This is a genomic window from Lawsonibacter sp. LCP25S3_E2 (genome assembly GCF_052117285.1).
In the GTDB taxonomy this organism is placed as follows: Bacteria; Bacillota; Clostridia; order Oscillospirales; family Oscillospiraceae; genus Lawsonibacter.
In genome coordinates, this window is record NZ_JBQKJL010000021.1 from 22,849 (window position 1) to 47,001 (window position 24,153).

Below are 24,153 nucleotides of genomic sequence, written 5' to 3' on the forward strand. Positions count from 1 at the left end.
CAAGCGCCCGAACCAAACTGGTTCGGGCGCTTGTTTTTTTATTCCTCTGTAATTCCCAGCCGCTCATCCCGCTGGTAGAGCACCTTCAGGAGAATGGGGGTCACGATGGCGGAAATCAGGATCAGCATAATGACACTGGTAAAGAACATAGAGTTCAAAAGCCCCAGGGCCAAACCCTTCTGGGCCACGATCAGGGCCACCTCACCCCGGTTCATCATGCCAACGCCGATTTTCAGAGATTCGCTCCCGTTAAATCCGCACAGGCGGGCCATACCGCCGCAGCCCACGATTTTCGCCAGCAGCGCCACCACCACAAAGACCAGGGTGAAGAGCATGAGCTTGCTGTCCATATCTCCCACATCCGTACTCAGGCCGATGGAAGCAAAGAACAGCGGGCCAAAGATAATATAGGCGTTGATGTCCATCTTCCGCTCGATGTAAGGGGCATCGTGAAGATTGGAGAGCACCAGACCGGCCAGATAGGCACCGGTAATATCGGCAATTCCAAAGTAGGCCTCCGCCACATAGGACATGGCCATACAGAAGGCCAGGGCCAGAATGGGCACCCGGCGGGTATGGGGATATTTGGCGTCCATCCACTTAAAGCAGCGGAAGATGATATATCCAACCACGGCCGAGAACACAAAAAATGCAAGCGTATTGACCCCTACCATCAAAATGGAGGTGTTGGGGTCCTTCAGGCCGCTGATGAGGGTCAGCACAATGATGCCCAGCACATCGTCAATGATGGCGGCGGACATGATGGTCGTGCCGACCTTTCCCTTTAAATGTCCCAGTTCCCGCAGGGCCTCCACCGTAATGGACACAGAGGTTGCCGTCAGAATACAGCCAATAAACAGTGCCTCATAAAAGAGGTTTCGCTGGGTATCGGCCTGGCCATAGAACAGCAGAAAGAGCGCTGTTCCTGCCACCAGGGGAACGATCACACCGGAAGCAGCCACCGCCAGGGCCTTCGGGCCGCTGCGGATGATCTCTTTGGTGTCAGACTCCAGACCCGCTGTAAACATCAGCAGTACCACGCCGATTTCCGCCATCTGGCTCAGGAAGTCAGAGGGCTGCACAAAATTCAGCACACAGGGTCCGATCAGCAATCCGGCAATGATATTGCCTACCACGCTGGGCATATGCAGCTGCCTGGCTGCCAGCCCGCAAAACTTTGCCGCCACCAGAATGATGGCAATGTCACGAAAAATTACATACGTTTCCATAAGAGCACCTCCTATCCGATCAGCGGCGAAACACCCGCTTCTCGGAACCGTTACAGAATAGAACTGCAGCGGAAAAAAATCAAGCTTCTTTTCGTTAACATTTCGTTTAGATTTTTTCGTTTTTAGAAAAGACCCAGTGAAGATTTGCTCAAACAAAGAGCAGCCGCCAAAAGGCGGCTGCTCTTGCCGTAGTTATTGGGGGATTTCTACTGTCTGGTTATCACCGTGTTATTTCTTCTTTTTCTTCTTTTCAAAAAAGCTTTTGATGCCGCCCTCTTCCGGCACCTTTTCTCCCATGGCCGCTCCAAAGGCGTTGAGAGCCTCTTTCTGCTCGGCATTCAGGGAGGTAGGCACCTGGACCCGCACGGTCACATACTGGTCGCCCCGGCCTCTTCCCCGCAGCTCCGGAATTCCCTTCCCACGCAGGCGGAAGGTAGTCCCAGGCTGGGTTCCGGCGGGCAGGGTCCACTTGACCTTGCCGTCGATGGTGGGGATCTCCAGCTCGGCTCCCATAGCCGCCTGATAGAAGGACACCGGGTGCTCATAGAGCACCGTGGTACCGTCCCGCTGGAACAGGCTGTGGGGTTTAATCCGGATGCCCACCAGCAGATCTCCGGAGGGGCCGCCGTTCACACCGGCGTTGCCCTGGCCCCGCAGGGAGACCGCCTGACCATCATCAATACCGGCGGGGATGGTCACAGAAACACGCTTTTTCTTGCGCACACTGCCCGCGCCGCCGCAGGCCTTACAGGGACTATGGATGATCTTGCCCGTACCCCGGCACTTGGGGCAGGTGGTAGTAGTGGAGAACGCAAAGCCGCCGCCGCCACGCTGTACCCGCACCGCGCCGGTGCCCCGGCAATCGGGACAGGTCTCCGCGGTGGTGCCCGCCTCACAGCCGGAACCATGGCAGGCCTCACAGGTCTCCGTACGGTTCAGGTCGATCTCCTTGGTGCAGCCGAAGGCCGCCTCCTCAAAGGTAATGGTAATGTTGGCCCGCAGGCTCTCCCCCTTCTGGGGGCCGTTGCGCCGGGCAGAGCCGCCAAAGCCGCCGCCAAACCCGCCGAAGCCGCCAAAGCCGCCAAAGCCGCCGCCCAGAATATCTCCAAGGATGTCACCCAGATCCCCAAAATCTCCGCTGAAGCCGCCGCCCCCGGCACCAAAGTTGGGGTCTACACCGGCGTGGCCAAACTGGTCATAGCGGGATTTCTTCTCCGGGTCCGAGAGAATGCCATAGGCCTCGTTGATCTCCTTAAAGCGTTCCTCCGCCTCTTTGTCTCCTGGATGCAGATCCGGGTGGTACTGCTTAGCAAGCTTGCGGTAAGCTTTTTTAATTTCTTCCTCCGAAGCCCCTTTGGAGACGCCCAGGACCTCGTAGTAATCTCGTTTCTGTTCTGGCATATGGTTCACCAACTTTACAAATTAGGAATGGGGCCTTCGAACCATGCTCTCATCTGTCCTTGCAGAAGCAATCCCGCTTCCCGGCACCGCCAGGAGGGAGGTGGCTTCCCATCCCTAAATTTAACTTTCTTCGATTTAAAATAGACGCCACACAGGCGGGGCAGAGCCCCGCCTATGCTTATTTTGTTATCTTACTTTTTATCGTCGTCCACGACTTCATAGTCAGCGTCCACCACATCAGGACCGGCGTTTCCGCCGCCCTGCTGGCCGCCGCCGAAGTTGGCGCCGCCCATATCGGGGCCCGCGCCGCCGGCAGCCTGGCCGGCCTGGCCATAGAGCTTCTCGCTGACGGCGTAGAACTCCTTGGTCAAAGCCTCGGTAGCGTCCTTGATCGCCTGGCTGTCGTTGCCCTTCAGGGTCTCCTTCAGGTGGTTCAGGGCACTCTCCACTTTGCTCTTGTCCTCAGCGGGGATCTTGTCGCCCATATCCTCCAGGGTCTTCTCGGTCTGGTAGACCATCTGGTCACCGTTGTTGCGAATGTCAACCTCTTCCTTGCGCTTGGCGTCCTCGGCAGCAAACTGCTCGGCCTCCTTGACGGCCTTGTCGATGTCCTCCTTGGACATGTTGGTGGAGGAGGTGATGGTGATGTGCTGCTCCTTGCCGGTGCCCAGGTCCTTGGCGGACACGTTCACAATGCCGTTGGCGTCGATGTCGAAGGTGACCTCGATCTGAGGCACGCCGCGGCGGGCGGGAGCAATGCCGTCCAGGTGGAAGCGGCCCAGGGTCTTGTTGTACTGGGCCATCTCACGCTCGCCCTGGAGCACGTGGACCTCAACAGAGGTCTGATTGTCGGCCGCGGTGGTGAAGATCTGGCTGGCCCGCTTGGGGATGGTGGTGTTGCGCTCCACCAGCTTGGTCATCACGCCGCCCATGGTCTCAATGCCCAGGGACAGGGGGGTGACGTCCAGCAGCAGCAGGTCCTTCACGTCGCCGGTGAACACGCCGCCCTGGAGGGCAGCACCCAGCGCCACGCACTCGTCGGGGTTGATGCCCTTGAAGCCTTCCTTGCCGGTAAGCTTCTTCACCATCTCCTGCACGGCGGGGATACGGCTGGAGCCGCCCACCATCAGGACCTTGGACAGCTGGCTGCCGGTGAGACCGGCGTCAGACAGAGCCTGCTTCACGGGGCCGCTGGTGGCCTCCACCAGGTGGGCAGTGAGCTGATCGAACTTCGCACGGGTGAGGGTCAGGTCCAGGTGCTTGGGGCCGGTGGCGTCGGCCGTGATATAGGGCAGGTTGATGGCGGTGGAAGTGACGCCGGACAGCTCGATCTTGGCCTTCTCGGCGGCCTCCTTCAGACGCTGCATAGCCACCTTGTCGCCGCTGAGGTCCACACCCTCGGCCTTCTTGAACTCAGCAACCATCCAGTCCATGACGCACTTATCAAAGTCGTCGCCGCCCAGACGGTTGTTGCCGGCGGTAGCCAGAACCTCGATGACGCCCTCGTCGATGTCCAGGATGGACACATCGAAGGTGCCGCCGCCCAGGTCATACACCATGATCTTCTGGGCGTCTTCCTTATCCACACCGTAAGCCAGAGCGGCGGCGGTGGGCTCGTTGATGATACGCTTCACGTCCAGACCGGCGATCTTACCGGCGTCCTTGGTGGCCTGGCGCTGGGCATCGGTGAAGTAAGCGGGAACGGTGATGACGGCCTCGGAGACGGTCTGGCCCAGATAGGCCTCGGCGTCCGCCTTCAGCTTCTGAAGGATCATGGCGCTGATCTCCTGGGGAGTGTACTTCTTGCCGTCGATCTCCACCTTGTAATCGGTGCCCATCTCACGCTTGATGGAGCTGATGGTCCGGTCGGGGTTGGTGATGGCCTGGCGCTTGGCCACCTGGCCCACCATACGCTCGCCGTCCTTGGAGAAGGCCACCACAGAAGGGGTAGTACGGTTGCCCTCGGCGTTGGCGATGACGACGGCGTCGCCGCCCTCCATAACGGCTACACAGCTATTGGTTGTACCTAAGTCGATACCAATGATCTTAGACATAATGTTTTCCTCCTAAATATATGAAAGATTGTTGTTAACGAATTTATATGGTCACGCTGCAGCGGCTGTAAAATGCACGCCTCCGCGCTTCGGATCAGTTTGCTACCTTTACCATGGCGAACCGGATGACCTTTTCTCCCAGCTGGAAGCCGGCCTGAAATACCTCGGCCACCACATTCTCGCCCAGGGTCTCGTCCTCCACATGCATAACTGCGTTGTGGAGATTGGGGTCAAAATTCTCACCCAGCGCGGGAATCTCGGTAATGCCCAGCTTGGAGAAAATCTCCTTCAGCTGATTCATGGTCATCTCCACGCCCTTCTTATAGGCCTCATCGGCGGTGGGCTGCTTGAGTGCCCGCTCCAGATTGTCATAGACCGGCAGGAACGCAATGGCGGTATCCGCCTTTGCCTCGTTCCACAGGGCCTCTTTCTCCTTGGCGGTGCGCTTGCGGTAGTTATCATATTCAGCAGCCAGGCGGAGGAAGCGGTCCTCCTGGGCAGCCAGCTGTTTCTGAATGGGGTCCTCCTGGGCAGCCTGCGCTTCCTGCTGGGGCTGCTCGGTGGTCTCTGCCTGAGCGGCTTCGGCCTCAGCGGTCTCAGTCTGAACAGCTTCGGTCTCGGGCTGTTCCTGAGAGGGGATCTCGTTCTTTTTTTCCTTTTTACTCACGATGCTGTGCTCCTTCGCTGTTCAATATTTTTTCCTCATGCTCACTCAGGATTCTTCCTTGTCTTCCTGTTCCCCAGAGGGCAGCTCTTTGCCAAACATCCGGGTCAGGCTATCGGCAAAATAGGACAGCCGGGCGGTCACCTTGGCATAATCCATCCGGGTGGGGCCTACCACACCGATGATCCCCTTCATATTATCTCCGATATCGTAGCTGGCCATGACCACGCTGGTATCTTTCAGGGCATCGTTGACATTTTCCGGACCGATGAGGATATTCATGCTCTTCCCGTTGTTCAGGTTCATGGGAAGGCGGGAGGTTTCATTTTCCTCGCTGAGATAATTCATCAGGGGTTTTGCCTTATCCAGACTGCGGTATTCCGGGTGCTCCAACAGGTGGGTGATACCTGCGGTGCGGAACTTCTGCCGCCCCTGGTCATCCAGCACCTCAATGGCAAATTCTACGACCAGGGAAATGAGCTCAAACGCACCCGGCGCGGTGTGGGTCTCCATCTTGTCCAGGGCCTCTTCCATCTCCTCACGGGACAGCCCCACAAAGGAGGTATTGAGCACCGCGGACAAAAGCTGAAGCTGGGTATCGGACAGCTGGTCGGGAAGATGAATGAGCTTGTTCTTCACCACACTGTTGTCCGTCATGACCACGGCGATAAAGGCGTTCTCCTCTACCATCAGCAGATCAAAACGCTTGACTGTAACCCGCTGCTTGGCCGCCGCCACCGTAAAAACGGGGTAATCGCTCAGCTGGGAGAGCACCTTGCCCGCCCGGTCGATGACCCGGTCCAGCTCCTCCATTTTCAGGTTCAGCGCCTCGTTAATGCGCTGGGTCTCCTGAATGGTCAGCTGTTGGCGGTCCATCAGCTCGTTGACATACAGCCGGTAGCCCGCCGCGGAGGGAATCCGTCCTGCAGAGGTGTGGGGCTGCTCCAGCAGGCCCAGCTCCGTCAGGTCGGCCATCTCATTGCGGATGGTGGCAGTGGAGACATCCAGTCCCGCCAGCTCCGCCACCGCCTTCGAGCCAACGGGCTCGGCAGTGGCGATATAGGTTTCAACAATGGCGCGCAGAATACGCTTTTTCCGTTCTGTCAATTCCAATCGTACCGCCGCCTTTCCGTTTCGTTTCTTTAGCACTCATATTCCCCGAGTGCTAAAGATAATGTACCACTCCCCCTGAGAATTGTCAATAGCCACTTTATGAATTTATTTTAAACAAATAGCAGGTATATTTCTTTTGCACAGGCGCAGGAACGGTGCTAAAAAATCACCGTCCGGAGATACCGGACGGTGATTTCAAAACAGCACCAAACTGGTTTGCCATTATCCTTTTGTCAGGTCACGCACCCACTTGCCGGAGCGCAGGCGCCACACGCCCAGCACAAATTTGACCACCTGCTCCACACCAAAGGCCAGGTAAACCCAGAACACCGAGGTACGCAGCACCACACCGCAGAAAATGGCATAGGGAATGGCACACACCCAAATGGGGGATACATCAATCAAGGTAGCCGCTCTCACATCGCCTCCACCCCGGAGTACACCGATGATATTGACACTGTTGAAATTGCGCAGGGGCATCAACAATCCCATAACGGTAATCATCATCGCCGCCACCGAGCTGGCTCCTGGGGACAGCTTGAACAGGGGGAACACCCACAGGGGTGCCACTTCCCGTGCAAAGAATACCAGGAACACCGACAGCAGTACGCCGCACACCACTGCCAGGGTATTCATGGCCAGGCCTACATTTTTAATGTGGGCCGTTCTGCCCGCTCCGATCTCCCGGCCGATGATAATGGCAGCGGTGGCCGCCAGGCCGAAGGAGAACACGGTACAAATTTTTTCCACATTGCCCGCCAGGGTGTAGGCCGCCAAAATCTCGGTGCTGCCCTCCATGTGGCCCATGATGGTGGGGAAAATGGAGGTTCCCAGACCCCACATAGTCTCATTGCACACCACCAGGCCGCCATAGCGCAGGAACCGCTGGAGCATGGGCAGTCCCGGTCTCAGCAAAAGCCCGCCCCGAATCCGGAAAAAGGTATTGCGGGCCATGTGTGTCACCACAATGGTCACTTCCAGCCCACGGGCAATGAGGGTTGCCAGGGCCGCGCCCCGCACCCCCATGGCGGGGGCCCCCAGATTGCCGAAAATAAATACCCAGTTTAAAAAGGTATTGACGGTCATGGAAGCGGCCAGGATGTACATGCCCAGCTGGGGCCGCTCCATACTCCGGTAGGCGGCCACATACATCATAGTAAAGGCATTGAGCACATAAGATATACCGGCAATGCTGCCGTACTGGGCCGCCATCTCCACCACTTCGGGCTGATTGCCGAAGAGGCTGAGGAATTGTACCGGGCAAACCAGCAAAATCCCCGCAAATACCGAGGAGACCAGCAGCACTACCCAAATGGCCACGCCCATCACCCGGTTGATGGCCTCCATGTCCTGTTTGCCCCAATATTGGCTAATAAGGACGGACGAGCCGCTCTGGACTCCGAAGATAAACAGCTGCACTACAAACAGGGGGATATTGGCCAGCGTCACCGCTGCCATGGGGGCTTCCCCCAACATTCCAACCATAAACGTATCCGCCATACTCAGCGTGCTGGTGATCAAGTTTTGCAGCACAATGGGCGCAGCCAACGCCGCCACCTGGCGGTAGAAGCCAGGCTTTTGCTTCATATAAGCGAGCACAAACATTCTCCTTTTCGTAAAATTTAAGACATCGTGGGAAACAGCTCTTGTTTTGCCGCAGCCAGCGCCTGAACCAGGGCATCTACGTCCTCCTGGCTGGTATCTGCGGAAAAGCTGATGCGCAGGGCTCCGTCCAGCTCGGGCTTTGGCAGCTTCAGCGCCGCAAACACATGACTGGGCTTTCCCTTGTGACAGGCCGAGCCGGAGGAGAGGAACACGCCCCGGTCGCTGAGGTAGCGCACCACCACCTCGCTCTTATACCCCGGCATGGTCACCGGCAGGATGTGGGGCGCGCCATGCTCCACCAGCACCTTAAGTCCCGGCACCTGCTGCGTCAAGCGGGCAGCCGTCTCCTCCCGCAGGCGGGCCATGTGCTTCAAATCCGCCTCCATGGTCGCTCTGCCCAGACGGGCAGCGGCAGCCAGGGCGGCAATCTGTCCCGTAGCCTCCGTACCCGAACGCAGCCCGGACTCCTGTCCGCCGCCTCGGATCAGGGGTGGAAGCTTGAGTCCCTTTTTGATGTACAGCGCGCCAATCCCCTTGGGCGCATGGATTTTATGCCCGCTGATGGACAGCAGATCCACTCCAAGTTCCTTTGGCGTAAACGGTACCTTTAAAAACCCCTGCACCCCATCGCAGTGAAGCAGCGCGGGACAGCCGGATTTTTGAATGGCTCGAGCCGTCTCCTTCACAGGCAGAATGGTCCCCAGCTCATTGTTGACCAGCATCATGGATACCAGCACCGTGTCCTCCCGCAATGCTGCCTCCACTTGGGCGGGATCGATCTGCCCCTGTTTGTCCGGGGTCAAATAGGTGACCTCCCACCCCTGGCGTTCCAGCTCCCGGCACGGCTCCAGCACAGCGGCATGCTCGATGGCCGTAGTAATGATGTGCCTTCCTTTTCTCCGGTTCAGCTCGACCCCGGAACGAATGGCCCAGTTGTCGCTCTCCGTTCCACAGGAGGTAAAGTAGACCTCCTCCGGCTGGCAGCCCAACGCCTGGGCCACATCCCGCCGGCAATCCTTCACCAAGGCCGCCGCCCTGCCTCCGAACTGATACACGGAGGACGGATTGCCCCACTGCTGTGTCATGGCTTCCAGAGCGGCCTGAGCGGCCTCGGGCCGAACCTGTGTAGTGGCCGCATTGTCGAAGTAATGAAACACACTCATCCCTCCAAACACTCATCTGTGCGTAGTAGACCTATTCTATTCTGCCGCGCCTGGAAAGTCAAGGATAAGCGACACAAATAGACACATTCTGCCCCTGCCCCCTTGCAAATAAAATGAGGGCTGTATATAATGAAACTACCCTATCCAAGGAAGTGCTGCTCTATGGACAATTTATCCGGGATTTGCTATATCGTAGGTGCCATGTCTCTGACGCCCAATCTCCGGCCCTATCCCGCTCCGGGGGACTATGTGATTGCCGCTGACCGGGGGTTTGACTCTCTGCTGGCCTACGGGGTCATGCCCGACCTGGCGGTGGGGGATTTCGATTCCCTGGGCCACCGGCCCAACCACCCCAATGTCATCCAGCTCCCCGCCGAAAAGGACGACACCGACATGGTCTACGCCCTGCGCAAGGGGCTGGAAATGGGTTACCGCCGCTTTATTCTCCTGGGCGGCGTAGGCGGACGGCTGGAACACACTCTGGGCAATCTCCAGCTGTTGGATTGGCTGACGCTGCACGGAGCCCAGGGATTCCTGGCAGGGGAAAAGACCATCGTCACCTGCGTGCGGGACGGCGCTTGCCTCACCTTCCCCTCCACCATGTCCGGATATCTGTCTGTATTTTGCAACAGCGGCTGTGCTCAGGGCGTCACCCTGGCCAACCTGAAATACCCGCTGCAGGACTACACGCTCACCGGTTCCTTCCCCCTGGGCGTCAGCAATCAATTTTTAGACGCGCCCGCCCAGGTGTCTGTACGGGAGGGAAGCCTCCTGCTCATCTGGGAGGATAAGGGAGACTTCTATTCTCTTATGCCAAAGCTGTGGGTCAAATAAGTCCTCGCGGTCTTACCCCTTGCCTTTTTGGGTATCCTATGGTATAGTTGACCCCTAAAGTCCCGGAGAGGAGGTGTCCGCCATGGGTGAGGCGGTCAAAGTTATCGCCAAAAACAGCAAAGCCTACCACGACTATTTTATTGAAGAAAAATACGAGGCCGGCATTGAGCTGGCGGGCACTGAGGTCAAGTCCATCCGCCTGGGCAATGTGAATTTAAAGGATTCCTTTTGTATTATTAAGGATGGCCAGCTCTCTGTGCTGGGGATGCATATCAGTCCCTATGAAAAGGGCAATATATTCAATAAAGATCCCCGCCGTCCCCGCCGGCTTCTCATGCACAAGCGGGAGATCATGCGCTTGTTTGGCCGCATTAAACAAGACGGCTATTCCCTGATCCCCTTGACCATATATTTCAAAGGTCCCCGTGTCAAAATAGAGCTGGGTCTTGCCAAAGGCAAAAAACTCTACGACAAGCGGGAGTCCTCTGCCAAGCGGGATGCAAAGCGGGAGATCGACCGGGCTATGAAGACCCGGAACCGGTAATGAAACATAGGAAAGGATGATACCCATGGCTCAGAATCCCATCGTCACCATTGAAATGGAAAACGGCGGCATCATCAAGGCGGAGCTTTACCCCGATGTGGCGCCCAACAGTGTGAATAACTTTATCAGCCTCATCCAGAAGGGCTTTTACGACGGCCTGATCTTCCACCGCTGCATCCCTGGCTTTATGATCCAGGGCGGCTGCCCCCAGGGCACCGGTATGGGCGGCCCCGGCTACTCCATCAAGGGTGAGTTTGCTCAGAACGGCGTCAAGAACGACCTGCTTCACGACCGGGGTGTGCTGTCCATGGCCCGTGCCATGAACCCTAACTCCGCTGGCAGCCAGTTCTTCATCATGGTGGAAAAGGCCCCCCACCTGGACGGCCAGTATGCCGCCTTCGGCAAGGTGATCGAGGGCATGGAGGTGGCTGATGCCATCGTCTCTGCCAAAACGGATTGGAACGACCGTCCCCGTGAGGAGCAGAAGATGAAGAAGGTCACCGTGGACACCTTCGGTGTGGACTACCCCGAACCCGAGAAGGTCTAATCACATGATGGAAACTTCTCCTCTCCGACGGGGAGGAGAAGTTCCCACTTCATTTTCTCACATAGTAGCCTGACGGTTATAAAAAGTCCGTTGAAATACGCTGCAATGTTCCTCTCGCACCCAAACCAAATCGAAGCCCAGCGCAGCGGGTTCGATTTGGAGAGGAGAGGCAAGGGAGCGGCGTTAGGAATATCCGCCTTTGGCGGATGTTGCGAACAGAGCGGACTTTGCCTCGACGAGGGGGCGTACCGGTTTCGACGGGGACGCTGCAGTGGGAATAGCGGGCGGTGGCGCCTGGCCACCTTAAAACGGGCATTCTTTATAAATTAAAGAACAACAACGAATACGCTTACGCTGCCTAATTAAAGGCGGCCGTCTGACCGGGAAGGGCCACGAGCCCGGATCAGGCGTCGATTAGTGGCGGACGTGCGCCGGCAAAGCTTTGAGCCGGCCATGCATCATGAAGCTTACCTGACCCCCAGGCGTGACGGCTTGCCTGGGGTGAGGGGAACGGGAAGAGCAAGACTTCCGCAATAACCGTCTGCGCCCGGAGAAGTTCCCATGAATACGTTTTCGGACGGGAGTTCAACTCTCCCCGCCTCCACCACGTCGCCGCGGACGTCATATCGTTCGCGGCGACTTTTTTACAAAAGTCACCTCTCACTCATTTTGTCGCGGCTCCTCTCCAAACCGGACCCACTGCGTTGGGCTCCGGTTCGGTTTTGGGGCACCGCCGGAAGGTGAAGCATCTTTTCGGCAACAAAACATACATTGTCGCGGACGTCATATCGTTCGCGGCGACTTTTTTACAAAAGTCACCTCTCACTCATTTTGTCGCGGCTCCTCTCCAAACCGGACCCACTGCGTTGGGCTCCGGTTTGGTTTTGGGACAGCGCCGGAAGCTGAAGCATCTTTTGGGCAACAAAACACACGTCGTCGCGGACGTCATATCGTTCGCGGCGACTTTTTTACAAAAGTCACCTCTCACTCATTTTGTCGCGGCTCCTCTCCAAACCGGACCCACTGTCGCTGGGCTCCGGTTCGGTTTTGGGGCATCGCCGGAAGGTGAAGCATCTTTTCGGCAACAAAACACACGTCGTCGCGGACGTCATATCGTTCGCGGCGACTTTTTTACAAAAGTCACCTCTCACTCATTTTGTCGCGGCGCCTCTCCAAACCGGACCCACTACGTTGGGCTCCGGTTTGGTTTTGGGTGTAAACCTGGCATCTGCGCCATCTATACTGTTTCAACCTTTTAAGAAAAAAGACAGGCTGCCAAAAGGCAGTCTGTCTTCTTTATCGCATTCAAGGAAAAAGGTTTCGTGCCTGGATGAAAGAATCCGTATAAAATCGTTCAATCTCATCTTGACAAACGGGAAAGGAAGAAGTATATTATAGTTAATAAAAAGAATCATTACTGATTTTAACGGAGGTATCGCATCATGGATTTTAAGGGATCTCGTACCGAGCAGAATCTACAGGCCGCATTCAGCGGAGAATCAATGGCACGCAATAAATATCTTTTCTTTGCCGAGAAGGCCAGACAAGAACAGCATCCCGAGGTGGCCGAACTTTTTGAACAGATGGCCCAGAATGAGGGCGTTCACGGCCGCCTGCTCTATCATCATTTAAAGGGAGTCGGGAGCAGTTCCGCCAATCTCCAGGAGGCTATTCAGGGTGAGTATGGCGAGTGGAGCAGTATGTATCCCTCCTTTGCGCAGATCGCACGGGAAGAGGGATTTGAAGATATTGGCCTGCTCTTTGAGCAGATCTCCAAGATCGAAAAGGACCATGAATTCCGTTTCTTAGCCGCTCTGGCCAAGTTGAACAGCGCCGGCGGAGAAAAAGCAGCTGTATCGGCTGCCTCCACACCCGAGGCTGCTGCTCCTGCCGCACCTCAGATGGTAACGGTGCAGGGATACCGCTGCATGTTTTGCGGAGCCACCTATGAGAGCCGTCCTGATGTGTGCCACGTCTGTCAGGCGATCGGCTCCTTCGAGCCCACCACCATTCAGAAACGTGTGGATAACTAAGGAAAAATAGTGCAGAGTGCACACCACCACAGGCTCCCTATTGCTCCCGGCAGATTTTCGCCAAGGTTTTTTGTCACGCAATTTGTTGCGACCTCTTGTTAAATCACAACCGCCTGTTCTGGGTTGAGATTTGATTTTAAACGCAAACCTAAGTGTTGGCCTAAAAAGGGCGCATCGACTTCAAAAAGGAAAGCACGCTTTTCGCGTGCTTTCCTTTTTGGGCTTTTCCACCCTTAATCAAATTTAAATCTCTGGAAACGGCTTCTCCACAGCCTTCCCTCCGCAGTAGCGCTGTACAATCTCTCCGCCGTCATAGAGGAACTGCTCCAGCCGCTCATAAGGACTGCGTTCCATCAGCGCATCCAGGGCTGTGGGACGAATCACCAGGGCATCAAACTGGAAGCCAGGCAAAAATGCTCCCACATCCCCCAAAAATTCCCCGCTTCCCCGCGTGGCCAGATAGAACGCTTCCCCCAGGGACAGGGGAGTTTCCTTCGGCCGCTGCATCCAGCGCACCTTAGAAAGCTGCACCGTTGCCGTCACGGTCCGGGCCATCTGCGCAGTGTTTCCACCCGCCACATCACTAGCCACACAGCAGCGAAGCCCCCGTTCCAGATCATCTCGCAAGGGCATAATACCGCTGGACAAGTTCAAATTGGACAAGGGGCAGTGGGCCAAGATTACCTCTTTTTCTCTCAGCAGCTCTTTTTCCTGTTGGGTCAAATGGATGGCGTGGGCCATAATGGTCCGGCCTTGGGGCAGCAGTCCAAAGTGTTCATATACCTGGGTGTAAGTGGGAATGTCCGGATGGAGCTTGGCCACCCATTCCACCTCCCCCCGGTTTTCCGAGAGATGGGACTGCACAGGCAGCTGATACCGCTGTGCCAACTGCCCCAGACCATCCATCATCTGCTCTGTAGTGGAGGGCACAAACCGAGGTGTTAAAATATACTTTGTACGCTTCAGCTCCTCCCGGCTGCGGCAAATCAGCTCCTCTGTATCCGCCAGCGAAGCCTGCGTATCCTCCCGCAGGCAATCCGGAGCATTTCGGTCCATATTCACCTTCCCCACGAGCCCCCGCAAACCTGAGGCCTCTGTCAGCTCCATCAGCCGCCAGGCCGCCTGCTTATGAACGGTGGCGAAGGCTGCAAACCCCATGGTGCCGCTCTCCCAAAGCCGGTTTAAAAATGCCTTCCAAACCCGTGTGGCAAAACCCAGGTCTGAAAACCTGGCCTCCGTTGGAAACGTATACTGTTCCAGCCACGGCAGCAGCTGTTCATCATATCCAATTCCCCGGTTCACAATTTGGGGGGCATGAATATGAAGATCATGGAAGGCCGGAATAATGAGGCTGTCTCCCCAGTCCATTACCGGCTGGTCCCTATATTCCTCCGGCAGGGCATCGTAAAGCCCTACGACCCGTTCTCCCTGGGTCACCAACCATCCCCCGCGATGGACCTCCACCGTTCCAAACGTAGGTGTGTGGAGAAAATTCCCCTTTAAAATCATTGTGTTCTCCTTTCTGGAAGCTGCATATTTTGTGCCTTCGTCAACCCCTGCAAACGCACTTCCGTCTGTGCAGGAACACATCTTTTCGTTTTGCCTGCAAAAGGAAGGTATATTTTCCACGAATTCTCCTTTTTCTGCATTTTCTTGGAACGTTTGTTTGACATTTTGATGAAAGTATGATATACTTTTTCCACAAAAGCTGTCAATATCCCCTCTCGCTTGGAAAGGAGCTGCTCTCATGGCCAATTTAACCCGAAAACAGCAGCAAATTTATGATTATATCCTGTCCTTCACCTCAGAGCATGGATACCCTCCCTCTGTCCGGGAAATCGGCTCGGCCATGGGGCTCAAATCCCCCTCCACCGTCCACTTCCACATGAAGGGGCTGGAGGAGGCAGGTGTTATTGTCAAAGCCGAGGGCAAGACCCGAGCTATTTCCCTGCCCGGCGTGTCACTGGGCCCGGTGGCAGAGGAGCAGGATCCCCACGCCAACCAGATCCCTGTGGTGGGCAATGTGGCCGCTGGCTCCCCCATTCTGGCTCAGGAGTGTATCGAAGACTACCTCACCTTTGACACCCAGGGGTTGTCCGGAGAGCACTTTGCCCTGCGTGTGCGGGGCGAGTCTATGTTAAACGCCGGCATTCTTCCCGGTGACCTGGTGGTGGTTCACCGCCAGCAGGAGGCTCACAACGGTGAAATTGTCGTAGCCCTCTTTGAAGACGAGGCCACCGTCAAAACCTATCAGCTTCGGGATGGTCACGTGTGGCTCATGCCCGAAAACCCGGAGTATCTGCCCATCGACGGTGCCACTGCCGAGATCATTGGAAAAGTGGTGGCCGTGGTGCGCCGCTATTAACGTATGTCATAAAAACCGCCTGTTCCAATGGAACAGGCGGTTTTTTTAAAATTGAAATACTACGCCCACCACAGCCGCCATGGCAATAAACGCCACAGGGTGTATTTTCTTCAGCTTCTTATGCTGCATAGCCAGAAAAATCACAACCGACAGTAACATAACCGGCCAGTGGAAGGAAATCTCATGCTGGGACGTACTGCCCACCGTCCAGAACACCGTCATGGCCACCGACAGACCCGCAGAAGCGATCAGGGCCGTGGAGGCCGGGCGCAAGCCGTAGAACACCGCATCCACCGTTTTGGACTGGCGGAATTTCTGCAAAAATCCCGCAATGATAATAATGACCACAATCGAGGGCGTGATGAGACCCAGTGTTGCAATCACAGCCCCTGGAATCCCGGAGATGGAATAGCCCACAAAGGTGGCCATATTCACGCCCATGGGGCCGGGGGTGGATTCCGATACCGCGATCATGGTGGACAGCTGTGCATTGGTAAACCATCCAGTCTTTTCCCCCATACTCTGGAGGAAGGGCACGGTGGCCAGTCCTCCTCCTACGGAGAACAGCCCCACCTTCGCAAATTCATAAAACAGCAGCAGCAGTTTGATCATTTGCCCTCCCCTCCCTTCGCCAGGCTGTACAGGCGGCGGGCCGTGTAGCCCACTACGCCGGACAGGATAATGAGTCCGGCGGGAGAAAGGATGAAGCTGAACACCATCCCCAGAGGAGTACCGCTGTCAATGGAAATCAGGCCGCTTCCCTGTGCCAGAAGCAGCACGCCCACAAAAATGCCTACCGACACAAAATCCTTCAGGTTGGTCTTCCCCAGCTTTACAACGCTGGAGGCAATGAGTGCCACTACCGCAGCGTTGATGCCCACCAGAGCGTGCTGAACCACCGGATATTGGTCAAATTGGGAAAGAAAAGCGGCAATGATGGTGATGATCACCACAGAAGGAAATACAACGCCCAGAGTGGCGATGATCCCACCTAAGATTCCCTTATATTTAAAGCCGATAAATGTGGCGGTGTTCACCGCAATAATACCAGGGGTACACTGCCCCACAGCGTAGTAATCCGTGAGTTCCTCGTCCGTGGCCCAGTTCTTCTTCTCCACCACTTCCCGCTGGAGGATGGGCAGCATGGCATAGCCACCGCCGAAAGTGCAGGCTCCCATTTTGGCAAAGGTCAGAAACAAGTCCAAATAAATATTCAAGAAAACGCCCTCTTATACGTTGAACCGGAACAGGATGATATCTCCATCCTGCACTACATATTCCTTACCCTCAGAGCGAATCAGCCCCTTCTCTCTGGCCCCGTTCATAGAACCGCAGGCCATCAGGTCCTCATAAGAGACCACCTCGGCCCGGATAAAGCCCCGCTCAAAATCAGAGTGGATCTTACCCGCCGCCTGGGGAGCTTTGGTGCCCTTCTTGATGGTCCAGGCCCGGCACTCATCCTCTCCGGAAGTCAGGTAGGAGATAAGCCCCAGCAGCGTATAGCTGGCCTTCACCAGCCGGTCCAGGCCAGATTCCGCCACCCCCAGATCGTCCAGGAACATCTTCTTCTCTTCCCCGTCCAGTTCAGCGATTTCTGCCTCCAGCTTCGCGCACACAGGGATGACCTGTGCCCCCTGCTCAGCGGCCCGCTCCTCCACCTGGCGGTAGTAGGCCACCGACTCCGGATCCGAGAAGCCAGCCTCGTCCAGGTTGGCCGCGTAGATGACAGGCTTCAGGGACAGCAGCTCACAGTCGGGATACTCCCCGGCGATGTCCGCTCCCTCATAGGACCGGGCAGACTTGCCATCGTTGAGCCACTCCCGCAGCCCCTCAAAGTCTTCCACTTCCTGGAGGAACTTCTTGTCCCCCTTGGCCGCCTTCTTGGCCTTGTCAATGCGCCGCTCCACCATCTCCAGGTCGGCCATCACCAGCTCCAGATCAATGGTGTCAATGTCCCGGATGGGATCGGTAGACCCCTCCACATGGATCACATTGTCATCGTCAAAGCAGCGCACCACATGGACAATGGCGTCAGTCATACGGATGTTGCCCAAAAACTTGTTGCCCAGGCCCTCTCCCCGTGAGGCGCCCTTTACCAGCCCGGCAATGTCCACAAACTCAATGACAGCTGGGGTGGTCTTCTTGGGGTGGTACATTTCGCTCAGTTTATCAAGGCGGTAGTCGGGCACCGCCACCATGCCCACATTGGGATCAATGGTGCAGAAGGGGTAGTTGGCACTCTCGGCCCCGGCGTTGGTAATGGCGTTAAACAGGGTACTCTTGCCTACATTGGGCAGACCCACGATACCTAATTTCATAATTGTTTATACCTATCCGAAAAGCCTTGATTTATAAGGCTTTTCGCCTTTCCTTAAATTTCTTGTACGCCCTTTTTACGCCCTTTTTTTGAAATTGGCGGCGTAGCCTGTTGAAATTGGCGTATGGCGTTTACCAGTGATTCGTCCGTAACATGAACATATCTGTCCATTGTTGTTTTAATGCTTGCGTGTCCTAAAAGCTGTTGCAGCACTTTAGGCTGTACGCCGCGCTCAATGGCGCGTGTGGCATAAGTATGTCGCAAGGCGTGCATACAAAAGCGTTTAATACCTGCTTCATCACACAATTTGTATAAGTGTGTGTCATAGGAACTGTTTTTTGCGGGTTCTCCTGTTCTCCAGTTGACAAAAACCAAATCTCGCATAACAAGGCATTTATTTTCGCCTGTCCTGCTGTCGATATACTCTAAAACCTGTGACAATGTTTCAGACTGTTTTCGTTGGTCTTTTTCATCATAGCAGCTTTTGAGAATGGAATATGCCTTATCTGTGAGAGGAATGGTACGATAACTTTTTTGCGTCTTAGGTGGTCCCGCACGCCAATATCCCTGGCTGTGTCGATACTCTAAACTTTTGTTTACTGTCAATGTCCGCTTTTTCCAATCAATAGCGTCCCAAGTCAGACCAATCAATTCAGCCGTTCTCAATCCTGTTTCCAGTAACAAGGCGTATTGCCTGTAATTATGAGAGCGTTCCGCTGCTTCCAAGAACTTCTCCTGTTCCTCAACGGTTAAGTATTTAATATCATCTACCGCACGAACGGGTTTTGTGTAGCGGACACCATTCATCGGGTGCTTTGCGATAATATCATTCATAACTGCTGATTTCAGCATGGTTCCCATTGTGATATAAGCCTGTCGAATGGTCGAGCCTGCATAGGTAGTTTCCATTCGGTTCAGAACAGCTTTACAGTGCATGGGCTTTACATCAGCTATGCACATGGCTCCAATTACGGGTTGGATATTCCATTTGTAACGCTCTTTATAATTTCTTATGGTATTCGGAGCAAGGTCACAAACGATATTTTCAATCCAGTAAGTAAACCACTTGTCTACCGTCATATCGGGAGAAGTGACGATAAGGTTATGCCGTTCCTCATATCTTGCGTCAGCAAGCCAGTTTTTCGCTTCCGGCAATGTTTCAAAATACTTCTCTTTGCGTTTGCCGTCTTTTGCGTAGTATCTTGCGGAGAATAAACCGTCCTTTCTTTGGTAAATGCCTTTGCCGCACTCTTTACCTTTTAGATTTTTTCCCATATATCGGACTCCTTTCGTATCTCAAAAGAGAGTCCAATGCAAGCATATATTATAGCATAAAGACTCTGTTTTTTCAATCTCAATAACAAGAATTGTCGATTAGATATTCATATTGTCAGCTCACGCCGGATATATTCTTCAAATTCACGACGTTTGACTAATTTTCTTGTCCCCACATATAGTGCAAATGGACAATTAGGTTGCTTTAGCATGGTGTCAATCTTGTTAATTCCAATATTGCTATATTCGGCAGCTTCTTTTATGGTCAATGTCAGTTTAAGATGTATCGGTACTCTTTGTTCGCTGCCAGTTGTAACTGCTCCTTTAGTGCCTATCGCACAAGGGGCGTTCATTTTTTCTTCATTCATAAGAACATTTCCCCTTTCAATGGTTGAAACAATTAAAAACATCAGTAAAGGGGCTTTAATCAGACGATCGATTCGCTTCTCAACCTCACGGGAATTGCACCCCTGCGCGGTTCTCGCGCAGCCCTACCCATTGCCTGCGACGCTTTGAACGCTCGGACTATGGCGATAAGGGAGTATCATTATGTATTTTGCGCTTCGTCGCCGACAGGCTGCTATGCCTGTTTTCCGGCGTCGGTGTTGGTCGCTCGGTTATCCCGGGCGGGAAAGTCCCGCCGGGATAACGTCATGGCGCACCCGCCGCATGGCTCGGCACAAAAGGAACGTATCTGATTTGCCCTATGCTGCGCCGCCGTTATCTTGCGTCGCTTTCTTTGTCAAGGTACAAAAGACAGGAATACGCAAAGCGGAAAGGGGTGGAACACTTCGCGTTTTTACTTATCTGTCTTAAAGGATAGGACAGCCCGCATGAGCTTTGCTTGCAGCCGTTCCCGCAAGTCCTCGTCTACGCCGTAATAGGTATTGCCGCTTTCGTCGCGGATTTTCTTCATAGACAAATGGGCTATGTAGCTTTGGTAGTGCTGCATTACAATTTTCATGGCGTCGGGGTCGCCCTTTGTCGCGGCTAAAATGACCGGGTAGGGTAACAAGCCGCGCTCATTTTCATTACAATTCGTTCCATTCATCAGCGCGTTCCTCCAAATATCGTTTTAGCAGTTCAAAAGAGCTTGTCCGTCTATACTGTACTGTGCTGCGGGGGGCTTTCATAAGCTCCGCGATTTCAGTGTCGGTCATGCTGAAAAAGTAGTACAGTAAAACGGCTTGCCGCTTTTCTTCCGGCAGGGAGCGCATTGCTTCGGCAAGCAGCTTCGCCGTAATCTTCAAACCGCCTGCACAAAAAGCGTCCTCGTCCTCATTGACAAAATATCTGTCAACGGTATAAAGCTGCTTTTCCTCATGCGGGGCAAGGTCTGAAAAGTTGACTTCGTGCTTTTGCCGACTTCTGCTTTCCCGGCAGGCGTCAATCAGTTCGTTGCGTAGCGTGCGTTTGCAGTACGCATTAAACTCACATCTTGTCTGCCATTCCAACCGATTAGGGTAATCCATGTTCTCACCCCCTTTCGTCCCGGGGGCGGGTTATTTATCCCCTTTCGGCTGCCTTCCACGGACGCACCGCAGATTTGCCAAACGGAATAGAAAAGTTTTTCAAAAAAGTTTTGAAAAACACAAAATGCGCCCGTCCGCAAGACGCGGACGGGCGCAAAGGAAATGTATGCAGTATTTAGGTGATTTGACAGTTCATATTCGTAGCCGGAATACCCCGACGGCGGGTGATAGCTTTTTTTGACCGTAGATTATTCGGTGGGTTAGTGTAAATAAAAATGGACACGACGCTACCTCCATAGATACCGCCGTATCCTAAAAAAGGGCGACTTTAATACCCCCTCCGTAACTCAATTTTTCAAAAAAGGAAACGGCGGTCTTGTTTGTTATTTCAAAACCGCCGTACTGCTGCCCTTAATGTTCGGCAGTTTCGCTTTCGTTTTCAAAACGCATTTTCAATTTTTTATAATAGTTCTTAACACTTTTATCACCGTCATTATCGAGAAACAGGCAATAAGGCAAGCTGTCTGTTTCTCTATGCTTAATCACGCAAGCACAACATCGCCCATTATTCGGGCAAGTTTTTTTAGGACAAGCGCACTCTTTTACATTCGGACAACTCATGCCGGGAACCTCCCCTTTGTTTTGTTTGCAATCCTTACAAGCAAGAGCATAACGGGTACTTCCGTTAATACTCCTACCGTTGTTGCAAGGGCGGCGGGCGAAGTCGTACCAAATAGCGCGATTGCAACCGCTACGGCTAACTCAAAGAAGTTTGACGCACCTATCATTCCTGCGGGAGCCGCGATTTTATAGGGTAGCTTTAAGACCCGGCAAGCGACATAGGCGATTGCAAAAATCAAGAAAGTTTAGATACTTTTGAAATACGTTTATTGCACTTTTCTCTTTGCTCATGAGAGCCACCCCCTTTAGAACCCCAATTTGTGCAGCAGCTTTTCAACATCAGCAGCTTTAAGTACCTTACCCATTGCAACTACTTTTTCATTAACGACGAGGGCGGGCATACTCATTGCACCGTACCCCACGACCTTTTGCAAATCAGTTATATACTCCACTTCTACATCAAGTCCCATGCTTTTAACCGCCGCCTTTGCCTGTTCGTATTGTTCATGGCAGGAAGCGCAACCCACGCCAAGAACTTTGACGCTCATTGCCCCATCCTCAATTTTTACCTTGTTTGCGTCCTCTTCTGTCGCTTCAAAAGTCGCACAATCACTTTGACAAGCGCAAGCGGGAATGTTTTTTTCTTCGTCTTTCTTCTTACCAAAACCAAATAATGCCATTTTCTTTACCTCCAAATATTATTTTTGTTAAAATGCAAGCCAAAACATATAAAATCCAATGAGTAAAATAGCCGTACCCATTATCACTTTTAAGACCGTCTCGGCTTTATTGTAGCGTGTGTTTCCGCTAATCCTTTGCACAAAGCCTACGGAAGTCCCCGCAACCATGACAAGCGCACTATGACCGATTGAGTATAGCAGCATAAGCAGAATACCCCATAGCAGATTTCCGTTTCCCGCAACAATGGCAAGTAGTGCAATTAAAACAGGAGTGGAACAGGGCGAGGAAAATATACCGCCTAATATTCCGGCGAGAAATGCGCCTACAAATCCCCTTTTTTTGCTTTTCGACAGTAGATTAGCCGACGGAATGAGGTTAAATACTCCCCACAAGTCAAAATGTCAATTACAGGATACCAATTCTTTGCCATGTTCTTATACCTCCCTCACACAATTAGATATTGTATTGCATTAAAGAAATATCCCACAATGATAATGCCAACGGTACATATTGCAATGAAGATACCGAGCAACTTCGGCTTAACTGCCTTTCGCAACATGATTACGGACGGGAGCGAAAGCGTGGTAACGCCCATCATAAAGGACAGGACAACGCCAAGCTGTGCGCCCTTTGCAAGTAGGGCTTCTGCAATCGGAATTGTGCCGAAAATATCCGCATACATGGGAACGCCCGCAATCGTCGCAAGGATTACGCCAAAGGGATTACCCGTACCAAGCACTTTGACAATAAAATCTTCGGGTATCCAATCATGGATAAATGCACCGATACCTACGCCAATCAGTACATAGGGGGCAACCTTTTTTGCTGTTGCTAAAACCTGCTCCCATGCGTATTTGATACGGTCTTTGAAGTGTAGTTCTTCCTGCGGAACATCAAGGGTATTTGCATTGCGGATAAAACCCTCAACGTAGTTTTCAAGATGTAATTTCTCAATCAACGTGCCGCCCACAACGGCAATCACTAATCCAAGCACTACATAAAGGACAGCGACTTTCCAACCGAAAATGCTCATAAGAAGCACAAGAGAGCCGAGGTCTACCATAGGGGAAGAAATCAGAAATGAGAACGTAACCCCAAGCGGCAATCCCGCGCTTGTAAATCCGATAAATAGCGGAATGGAAGAACAGGAACAAAACGGCGTTACTGTTCCGAGCAGCGCGGCGATACAGTTTGCACCCACACCATGAAATCTACCAAGTATCTTTTTTGTTCTTTCCGGCGGGAAGTAGCTTTGTATGTAGGATATAATCAAAATCAGCACGCCGAGCAGCACCATGATTTTGATTGTGTCGTAGATGAAAAACTGAACGCTGCCGCCGACTTTCCCGGCGGTATCTAATCCGCAAGCATTCAATAAATCACCTATCAAACGATTGAGCCAACTCATACCCAAAAGTTCGGTTTGGAAGAAATCCCAAATTGACTTTACAGTTTGCATAAACATAGACCTCCTTAAAATCGACACATTGCAATTTGTCGATATATTAGTTTTTGTATAAGCCGCTTGCTGCCTACAAGCGGCTTATTGTTTACAGGAACAATTATCCGAACAACCGGGAGAGAACTCCGTTATTTCGTCCAACAACTCTTTTGCTTTTTGTACTCCTTGCGGGTCAAAGGAATAATGCGTCCATTTGCCCTCTTTACGTCCCCGGACAATTCCTGCGTCGCAAAGTATTTTCATGTGATGTGATAGCGTCGGCTGCCCTATATGCAACTCGTCAAGCAATTCGCAAGCGCATTTTTCCCCGCCTTTGAGTAGCCCTAAAATCGTTAATCTATTCGCATCGCAAAAGGACTTGAAAATCCTTGCGCGTTTCTCATTCTCTGTCAAGCAATTCACCTCCTTGCTCTTGTATTATACCCATCATATCGAAGTTTGTCAATGCGTTTTTGGAAAGTTTACAACCGCTTTTGTATAATCGGCATTATTTAAGCTAACACTATGAACTGTGTAGACATATTCAAAAAGAAAGGGGAACAGTAAAATGTAAGAGGGTGAATGAAAATGGCTAAACGACCAGTACCACTATATGACTTTAAGGCGTTCGGGGCAGCCATAAAAGCCGCGAGAAAAGAATACGGAGAGAGCCGCAAAACGGTATGTTATGAGACAATAAGATATCCCTGAAAATGCCAACGCAAAATCCTTGAAATTGCCAAAAAAATTCCCTGGTCTTGCCACAAGAAAATCCCTGTAAAGGGAAAAGGCAG

Annotated in this window: 25 protein-coding genes, 1 other RNA gene and 2 pseudogenes; 7 read left to right on the forward strand and 21 right to left on the reverse strand. The window is 53.3% G+C overall.

Annotation, left to right across the window (positions count from 1 at the left end; genetic code table 11):
* Positions 1-38 precede the first annotated feature (38 nt).
* From ACTQ3R_RS14170 to ACTQ3R_RS14200, 7 genes are all read right to left on the reverse strand, one after another.
* Positions 39-1,229, reverse strand: a complete 1,191-nt coding sequence (locus tag ACTQ3R_RS14170; RefSeq protein ID WP_441779949.1) for a cation:proton antiporter — start codon at positions 1,227-1,229, stop codon at positions 39-41.
* 228 nt (positions 1,230-1,457) lie between these two features.
* Positions 1,458-2,630 carry a molecular chaperone DnaJ gene (gene dnaJ, locus ACTQ3R_RS14175; protein ID WP_441779950.1) on the reverse strand — a complete coding sequence of 391 codons (1,173 nt, stop codon included), beginning with the start codon at positions 2,628-2,630 and terminating at the stop codon, positions 1,458-1,460.
* 191 nt (positions 2,631-2,821) lie between these two features.
* Positions 2,822-4,684 carry a molecular chaperone DnaK gene (dnaK, locus tag ACTQ3R_RS14180; RefSeq protein WP_441779951.1) on the reverse strand — a complete coding sequence of 621 codons (1,863 nt, stop codon included), beginning with the start codon at positions 4,682-4,684 and terminating at the stop codon, positions 2,822-2,824.
* Between the two features lie 94 nt (positions 4,685-4,778).
* Positions 4,779-5,351 (reverse strand): nucleotide exchange factor GrpE, encoded by a 573-nt coding sequence (gene grpE, locus ACTQ3R_RS14185; RefSeq protein ID WP_441779952.1) that lies wholly within the window; start codon positions 5,349-5,351, stop codon positions 4,779-4,781.
* Positions 5,352-5,396: 45 nt separating this feature from the next.
* On the reverse strand, positions 5,397-6,497 hold the full coding sequence (gene hrcA, locus ACTQ3R_RS14190; RefSeq protein ID WP_441779953.1) for a heat-inducible transcriptional repressor HrcA: 1,101 nt from the start codon (positions 6,495-6,497) through the stop codon (positions 5,397-5,399).
* A gap of 186 nt (positions 6,498-6,683) precedes the next feature.
* Positions 6,684-8,060, reverse strand: a complete 1,377-nt coding sequence (locus ACTQ3R_RS14195) for an MATE family efflux transporter (protein WP_441779954.1) — start codon at positions 8,058-8,060, stop codon at positions 6,684-6,686.
* 23 nt (positions 8,061-8,083) lie between these two features.
* On the reverse strand, positions 8,084-9,223 hold the full coding sequence (locus tag ACTQ3R_RS14200; protein WP_441779955.1) for a cysteine desulfurase family protein: 1,140 nt from the start codon (positions 9,221-9,223) through the stop codon (positions 8,084-8,086).
* 168 nt (positions 9,224-9,391) lie between these two features.
* Here ACTQ3R_RS14200 and ACTQ3R_RS14205 point away from each other — a divergent pair, with 168 nt between their 5' ends.
* The 5 genes from ACTQ3R_RS14205 to ACTQ3R_RS14225 all read left to right on the forward strand — a co-directional run bounded on the left by ACTQ3R_RS14205 (position 9,392) and on the right by ACTQ3R_RS14225 (position 13,187).
* Positions 9,392-10,063 (forward strand): thiamine diphosphokinase, encoded by a 672-nt coding sequence (locus ACTQ3R_RS14205; RefSeq protein WP_441779956.1) that lies wholly within the window; start codon positions 9,392-9,394, stop codon positions 10,061-10,063.
* An 82-nt stretch (positions 10,064-10,145) separates the two neighbouring features.
* Positions 10,146-10,607, forward strand: coding sequence for an SsrA-binding protein SmpB (gene smpB / locus ACTQ3R_RS14210; RefSeq protein ID WP_441779957.1), 462 nt, complete (start codon positions 10,146-10,148; stop codon positions 10,605-10,607).
* A gap of 25 nt (positions 10,608-10,632) precedes the next feature.
* A complete protein-coding gene (locus ACTQ3R_RS14215; protein WP_441779958.1) occupies positions 10,633-11,154 on the forward strand; it encodes a peptidylprolyl isomerase in 522 nt (173 codons plus the stop codon).
* A gap of 239 nt (positions 11,155-11,393) precedes the next feature.
* Positions 11,394-11,761, forward strand: a transfer-messenger RNA (tmRNA) gene (gene ssrA / locus ACTQ3R_RS14220).
* A gap of 835 nt (positions 11,762-12,596) precedes the next feature.
* A complete protein-coding gene (locus ACTQ3R_RS14225) occupies positions 12,597-13,187 on the forward strand; it encodes a rubrerythrin family protein (RefSeq protein ID WP_441779959.1) in 591 nt (196 codons plus the stop codon).
* Between the two features lie 243 nt (positions 13,188-13,430).
* Here ACTQ3R_RS14225 and ACTQ3R_RS14230 read toward each other — a convergent pair whose 3' ends face one another.
* Positions 13,431-14,696: an amidohydrolase family protein gene (locus ACTQ3R_RS14230; RefSeq protein WP_441779960.1), complete on the reverse strand. Its 1,266-nt coding sequence runs from the start codon at positions 14,694-14,696 to the stop codon at positions 13,431-13,433.
* A gap of 238 nt (positions 14,697-14,934) precedes the next feature.
* Between ACTQ3R_RS14230 and lexA the strand changes: the two genes are divergently transcribed.
* Positions 14,935-15,552, forward strand: coding sequence for a transcriptional repressor LexA (lexA, locus tag ACTQ3R_RS14235; protein ID WP_441779961.1), 618 nt, complete (start codon positions 14,935-14,937; stop codon positions 15,550-15,552).
* Between the two features lie 45 nt (positions 15,553-15,597).
* Here the strand turns inward: lexA and ACTQ3R_RS14240 are convergent, their stop codons facing one another.
* The 13 genes and pseudogenes from ACTQ3R_RS14240 to ACTQ3R_RS14300 all read right to left on the reverse strand — a co-directional run bounded on the left by ACTQ3R_RS14240 (position 15,598) and on the right by ACTQ3R_RS14300 (position 23,773).
* A complete protein-coding gene (locus ACTQ3R_RS14240; RefSeq protein WP_441779962.1) occupies positions 15,598-16,164 on the reverse strand; it encodes a chromate transporter in 567 nt (188 codons plus the stop codon).
* On the reverse strand, positions 16,161-16,769 hold the full coding sequence (locus ACTQ3R_RS14245) for a chromate transporter (protein WP_441779963.1): 609 nt from the start codon (positions 16,767-16,769) through the stop codon (positions 16,161-16,163). Before ACTQ3R_RS14245 ends, ACTQ3R_RS14240 begins: the two co-directional genes overlap by 4 nt.
* Before the next feature lie 12 nt (positions 16,770-16,781).
* Positions 16,782-17,870: a redox-regulated ATPase YchF gene (gene ychF / locus ACTQ3R_RS14250; protein WP_441779964.1), complete on the reverse strand. Its 1,089-nt coding sequence runs from the start codon at positions 17,868-17,870 to the stop codon at positions 16,782-16,784.
* Between the two features lie 53 nt (positions 17,871-17,923).
* A complete protein-coding gene (locus ACTQ3R_RS14255; protein ID WP_069986862.1) occupies positions 17,924-19,144 on the reverse strand; it encodes a tyrosine-type recombinase/integrase in 1,221 nt (406 codons plus the stop codon).
* 107 nt (positions 19,145-19,251) lie between these two features.
* Entirely contained in the window at positions 19,252-19,512 is a 261-nt protein-coding gene (locus tag ACTQ3R_RS14260; RefSeq protein WP_441779965.1) for an excisionase, read from the reverse strand.
* 431 nt (positions 19,513-19,943) lie between these two features.
* The gene (locus tag ACTQ3R_RS14265) at positions 19,944-20,195 is read right to left on the reverse strand and encodes a helix-turn-helix domain-containing protein (protein WP_069986861.1); all 252 of its coding nucleotides are present in this window, start codon (positions 20,193-20,195) and stop codon (positions 19,944-19,946) included.
* Positions 20,176-20,616, reverse strand: a complete 441-nt coding sequence (locus tag ACTQ3R_RS14270; protein ID WP_441779966.1) for an RNA polymerase sigma factor — start codon at positions 20,614-20,616, stop codon at positions 20,176-20,178. Before ACTQ3R_RS14270 ends, ACTQ3R_RS14265 begins: the two co-directional genes overlap by 20 nt.
* A gap of 411 nt (positions 20,617-21,027) precedes the next feature.
* Positions 21,028-21,237: a hypothetical protein gene (locus ACTQ3R_RS14275; RefSeq protein ID WP_441779967.1), complete on the reverse strand. Its 210-nt coding sequence runs from the start codon at positions 21,235-21,237 to the stop codon at positions 21,028-21,030.
* Positions 21,234-21,482: pseudogene (locus ACTQ3R_RS14280) on the reverse strand (arsenic resistance protein); the annotation flags it as partial. The pseudogene ACTQ3R_RS14280 and the gene ACTQ3R_RS14275, both read right to left, overlap by 4 nt.
* A 60-nt stretch (positions 21,483-21,542) precedes the next feature.
* Positions 21,543-21,917: a thioredoxin family protein gene (locus ACTQ3R_RS14285; RefSeq protein ID WP_069986858.1), complete on the reverse strand. Its 375-nt coding sequence runs from the start codon at positions 21,915-21,917 to the stop codon at positions 21,543-21,545.
* A 27-nt stretch (positions 21,918-21,944) separates the two neighbouring features.
* The gene (locus ACTQ3R_RS14290; protein WP_177645534.1) at positions 21,945-22,310 is read right to left on the reverse strand and encodes a cytochrome c biogenesis protein CcdA; all 366 of its coding nucleotides are present in this window, start codon (positions 22,308-22,310) and stop codon (positions 21,945-21,947) included.
* 53 nt (positions 22,311-22,363) lie between these two features.
* On the reverse strand, positions 22,364-23,377 hold the full coding sequence (locus ACTQ3R_RS14295) for a permease (protein WP_441779968.1): 1,014 nt from the start codon (positions 23,375-23,377) through the stop codon (positions 22,364-22,366).
* A gap of 84 nt (positions 23,378-23,461) precedes the next feature.
* Positions 23,462-23,773, reverse strand: a complete 312-nt coding sequence (locus ACTQ3R_RS14300) for an ArsR/SmtB family transcription factor (protein WP_033120020.1) — start codon at positions 23,771-23,773, stop codon at positions 23,462-23,464.
* 174 nt (positions 23,774-23,947) lie between these two features.
* Between ACTQ3R_RS14300 and ACTQ3R_RS14305 the strand changes: the two are divergent.
* A pseudogene (locus tag ACTQ3R_RS14305) lies at positions 23,948-24,043 on the forward strand (transcriptional regulator); the annotation flags it as partial.
* Positions 24,044-24,153: the final 110 nt, after the last annotated feature.

Excerpts from the sequence above, each read along its gene's own strand:
- ACTQ3R_RS14170 (WP_441779949.1), bottom strand. The coding sequence starts at position 1,229 with ATGGAAACGTATGTAATTTTTCGTGACATTGCCATCATTCTGGTGGCG.
- dnaJ (WP_441779950.1), bottom strand. The coding sequence starts at position 2,630 with ATGCCAGAACAGAAACGAGATTACTACGAGGTCCTGGGCGTCTCCAAA.
- dnaK (WP_441779951.1), bottom strand. The coding sequence starts at position 4,684 with ATGTCTAAGATCATTGGTATCGACTTAGGTACAACCAATAGCTGTGTA.
- ACTQ3R_RS14205 (WP_441779956.1), top strand. The coding sequence starts at position 9,392 with ATGGACAATTTATCCGGGATTTGCTATATCGTAGGTGCCATGTCTCTG.
- smpB (WP_441779957.1), top strand. The coding sequence starts at position 10,146 with ATGGGTGAGGCGGTCAAAGTTATCGCCAAAAACAGCAAAGCCTACCAC.
- ACTQ3R_RS14215 (WP_441779958.1), top strand. The coding sequence starts at position 10,633 with ATGGCTCAGAATCCCATCGTCACCATTGAAATGGAAAACGGCGGCATC.
- ACTQ3R_RS14225 (WP_441779959.1), top strand. The coding sequence starts at position 12,597 with ATGGATTTTAAGGGATCTCGTACCGAGCAGAATCTACAGGCCGCATTC.
- ACTQ3R_RS14230 (WP_441779960.1), bottom strand. The coding sequence starts at position 14,696 with ATGATTTTAAAGGGGAATTTTCTCCACACACCTACGTTTGGAACGGTG.
- lexA (WP_441779961.1), top strand. The coding sequence starts at position 14,935 with ATGGCCAATTTAACCCGAAAACAGCAGCAAATTTATGATTATATCCTG.
- ACTQ3R_RS14240 (WP_441779962.1), bottom strand. The coding sequence starts at position 16,164 with ATGATCAAACTGCTGCTGCTGTTTTATGAATTTGCGAAGGTGGGGCTG.
- ychF (WP_441779964.1), bottom strand. The coding sequence starts at position 17,870 with ATGAAATTAGGTATCGTGGGTCTGCCCAATGTAGGCAAGAGTACCCTG.
- ACTQ3R_RS14255 (WP_069986862.1), bottom strand. The coding sequence starts at position 19,144 with ATGGGAAAAAATCTAAAAGGTAAAGAGTGCGGCAAAGGCATTTACCAA.
- ACTQ3R_RS14260 (WP_441779965.1), bottom strand. The coding sequence starts at position 19,512 with ATGAATGAAGAAAAAATGAACGCCCCTTGTGCGATAGGCACTAAAGGA.
- ACTQ3R_RS14265 (WP_069986861.1), bottom strand. The coding sequence starts at position 20,195 with ATGAATGGAACGAATTGTAATGAAAATGAGCGCGGCTTGTTACCCTAC.
- ACTQ3R_RS14270 (WP_441779966.1), bottom strand. The coding sequence starts at position 20,616 with ATGGATTACCCTAATCGGTTGGAATGGCAGACAAGATGTGAGTTTAAT.
- ACTQ3R_RS14275 (WP_441779967.1), bottom strand. The coding sequence starts at position 21,237 with ATGAGTTGTCCGAATGTAAAAGAGTGCGCTTGTCCTAAAAAAACTTGC.
- ACTQ3R_RS14285 (WP_069986858.1), bottom strand. The coding sequence starts at position 21,917 with ATGGCATTATTTGGTTTTGGTAAGAAGAAAGACGAAGAAAAAAACATT.
- ACTQ3R_RS14295 (WP_441779968.1), bottom strand. The coding sequence starts at position 23,377 with ATGCAAACTGTAAAGTCAATTTGGGATTTCTTCCAAACCGAACTTTTG.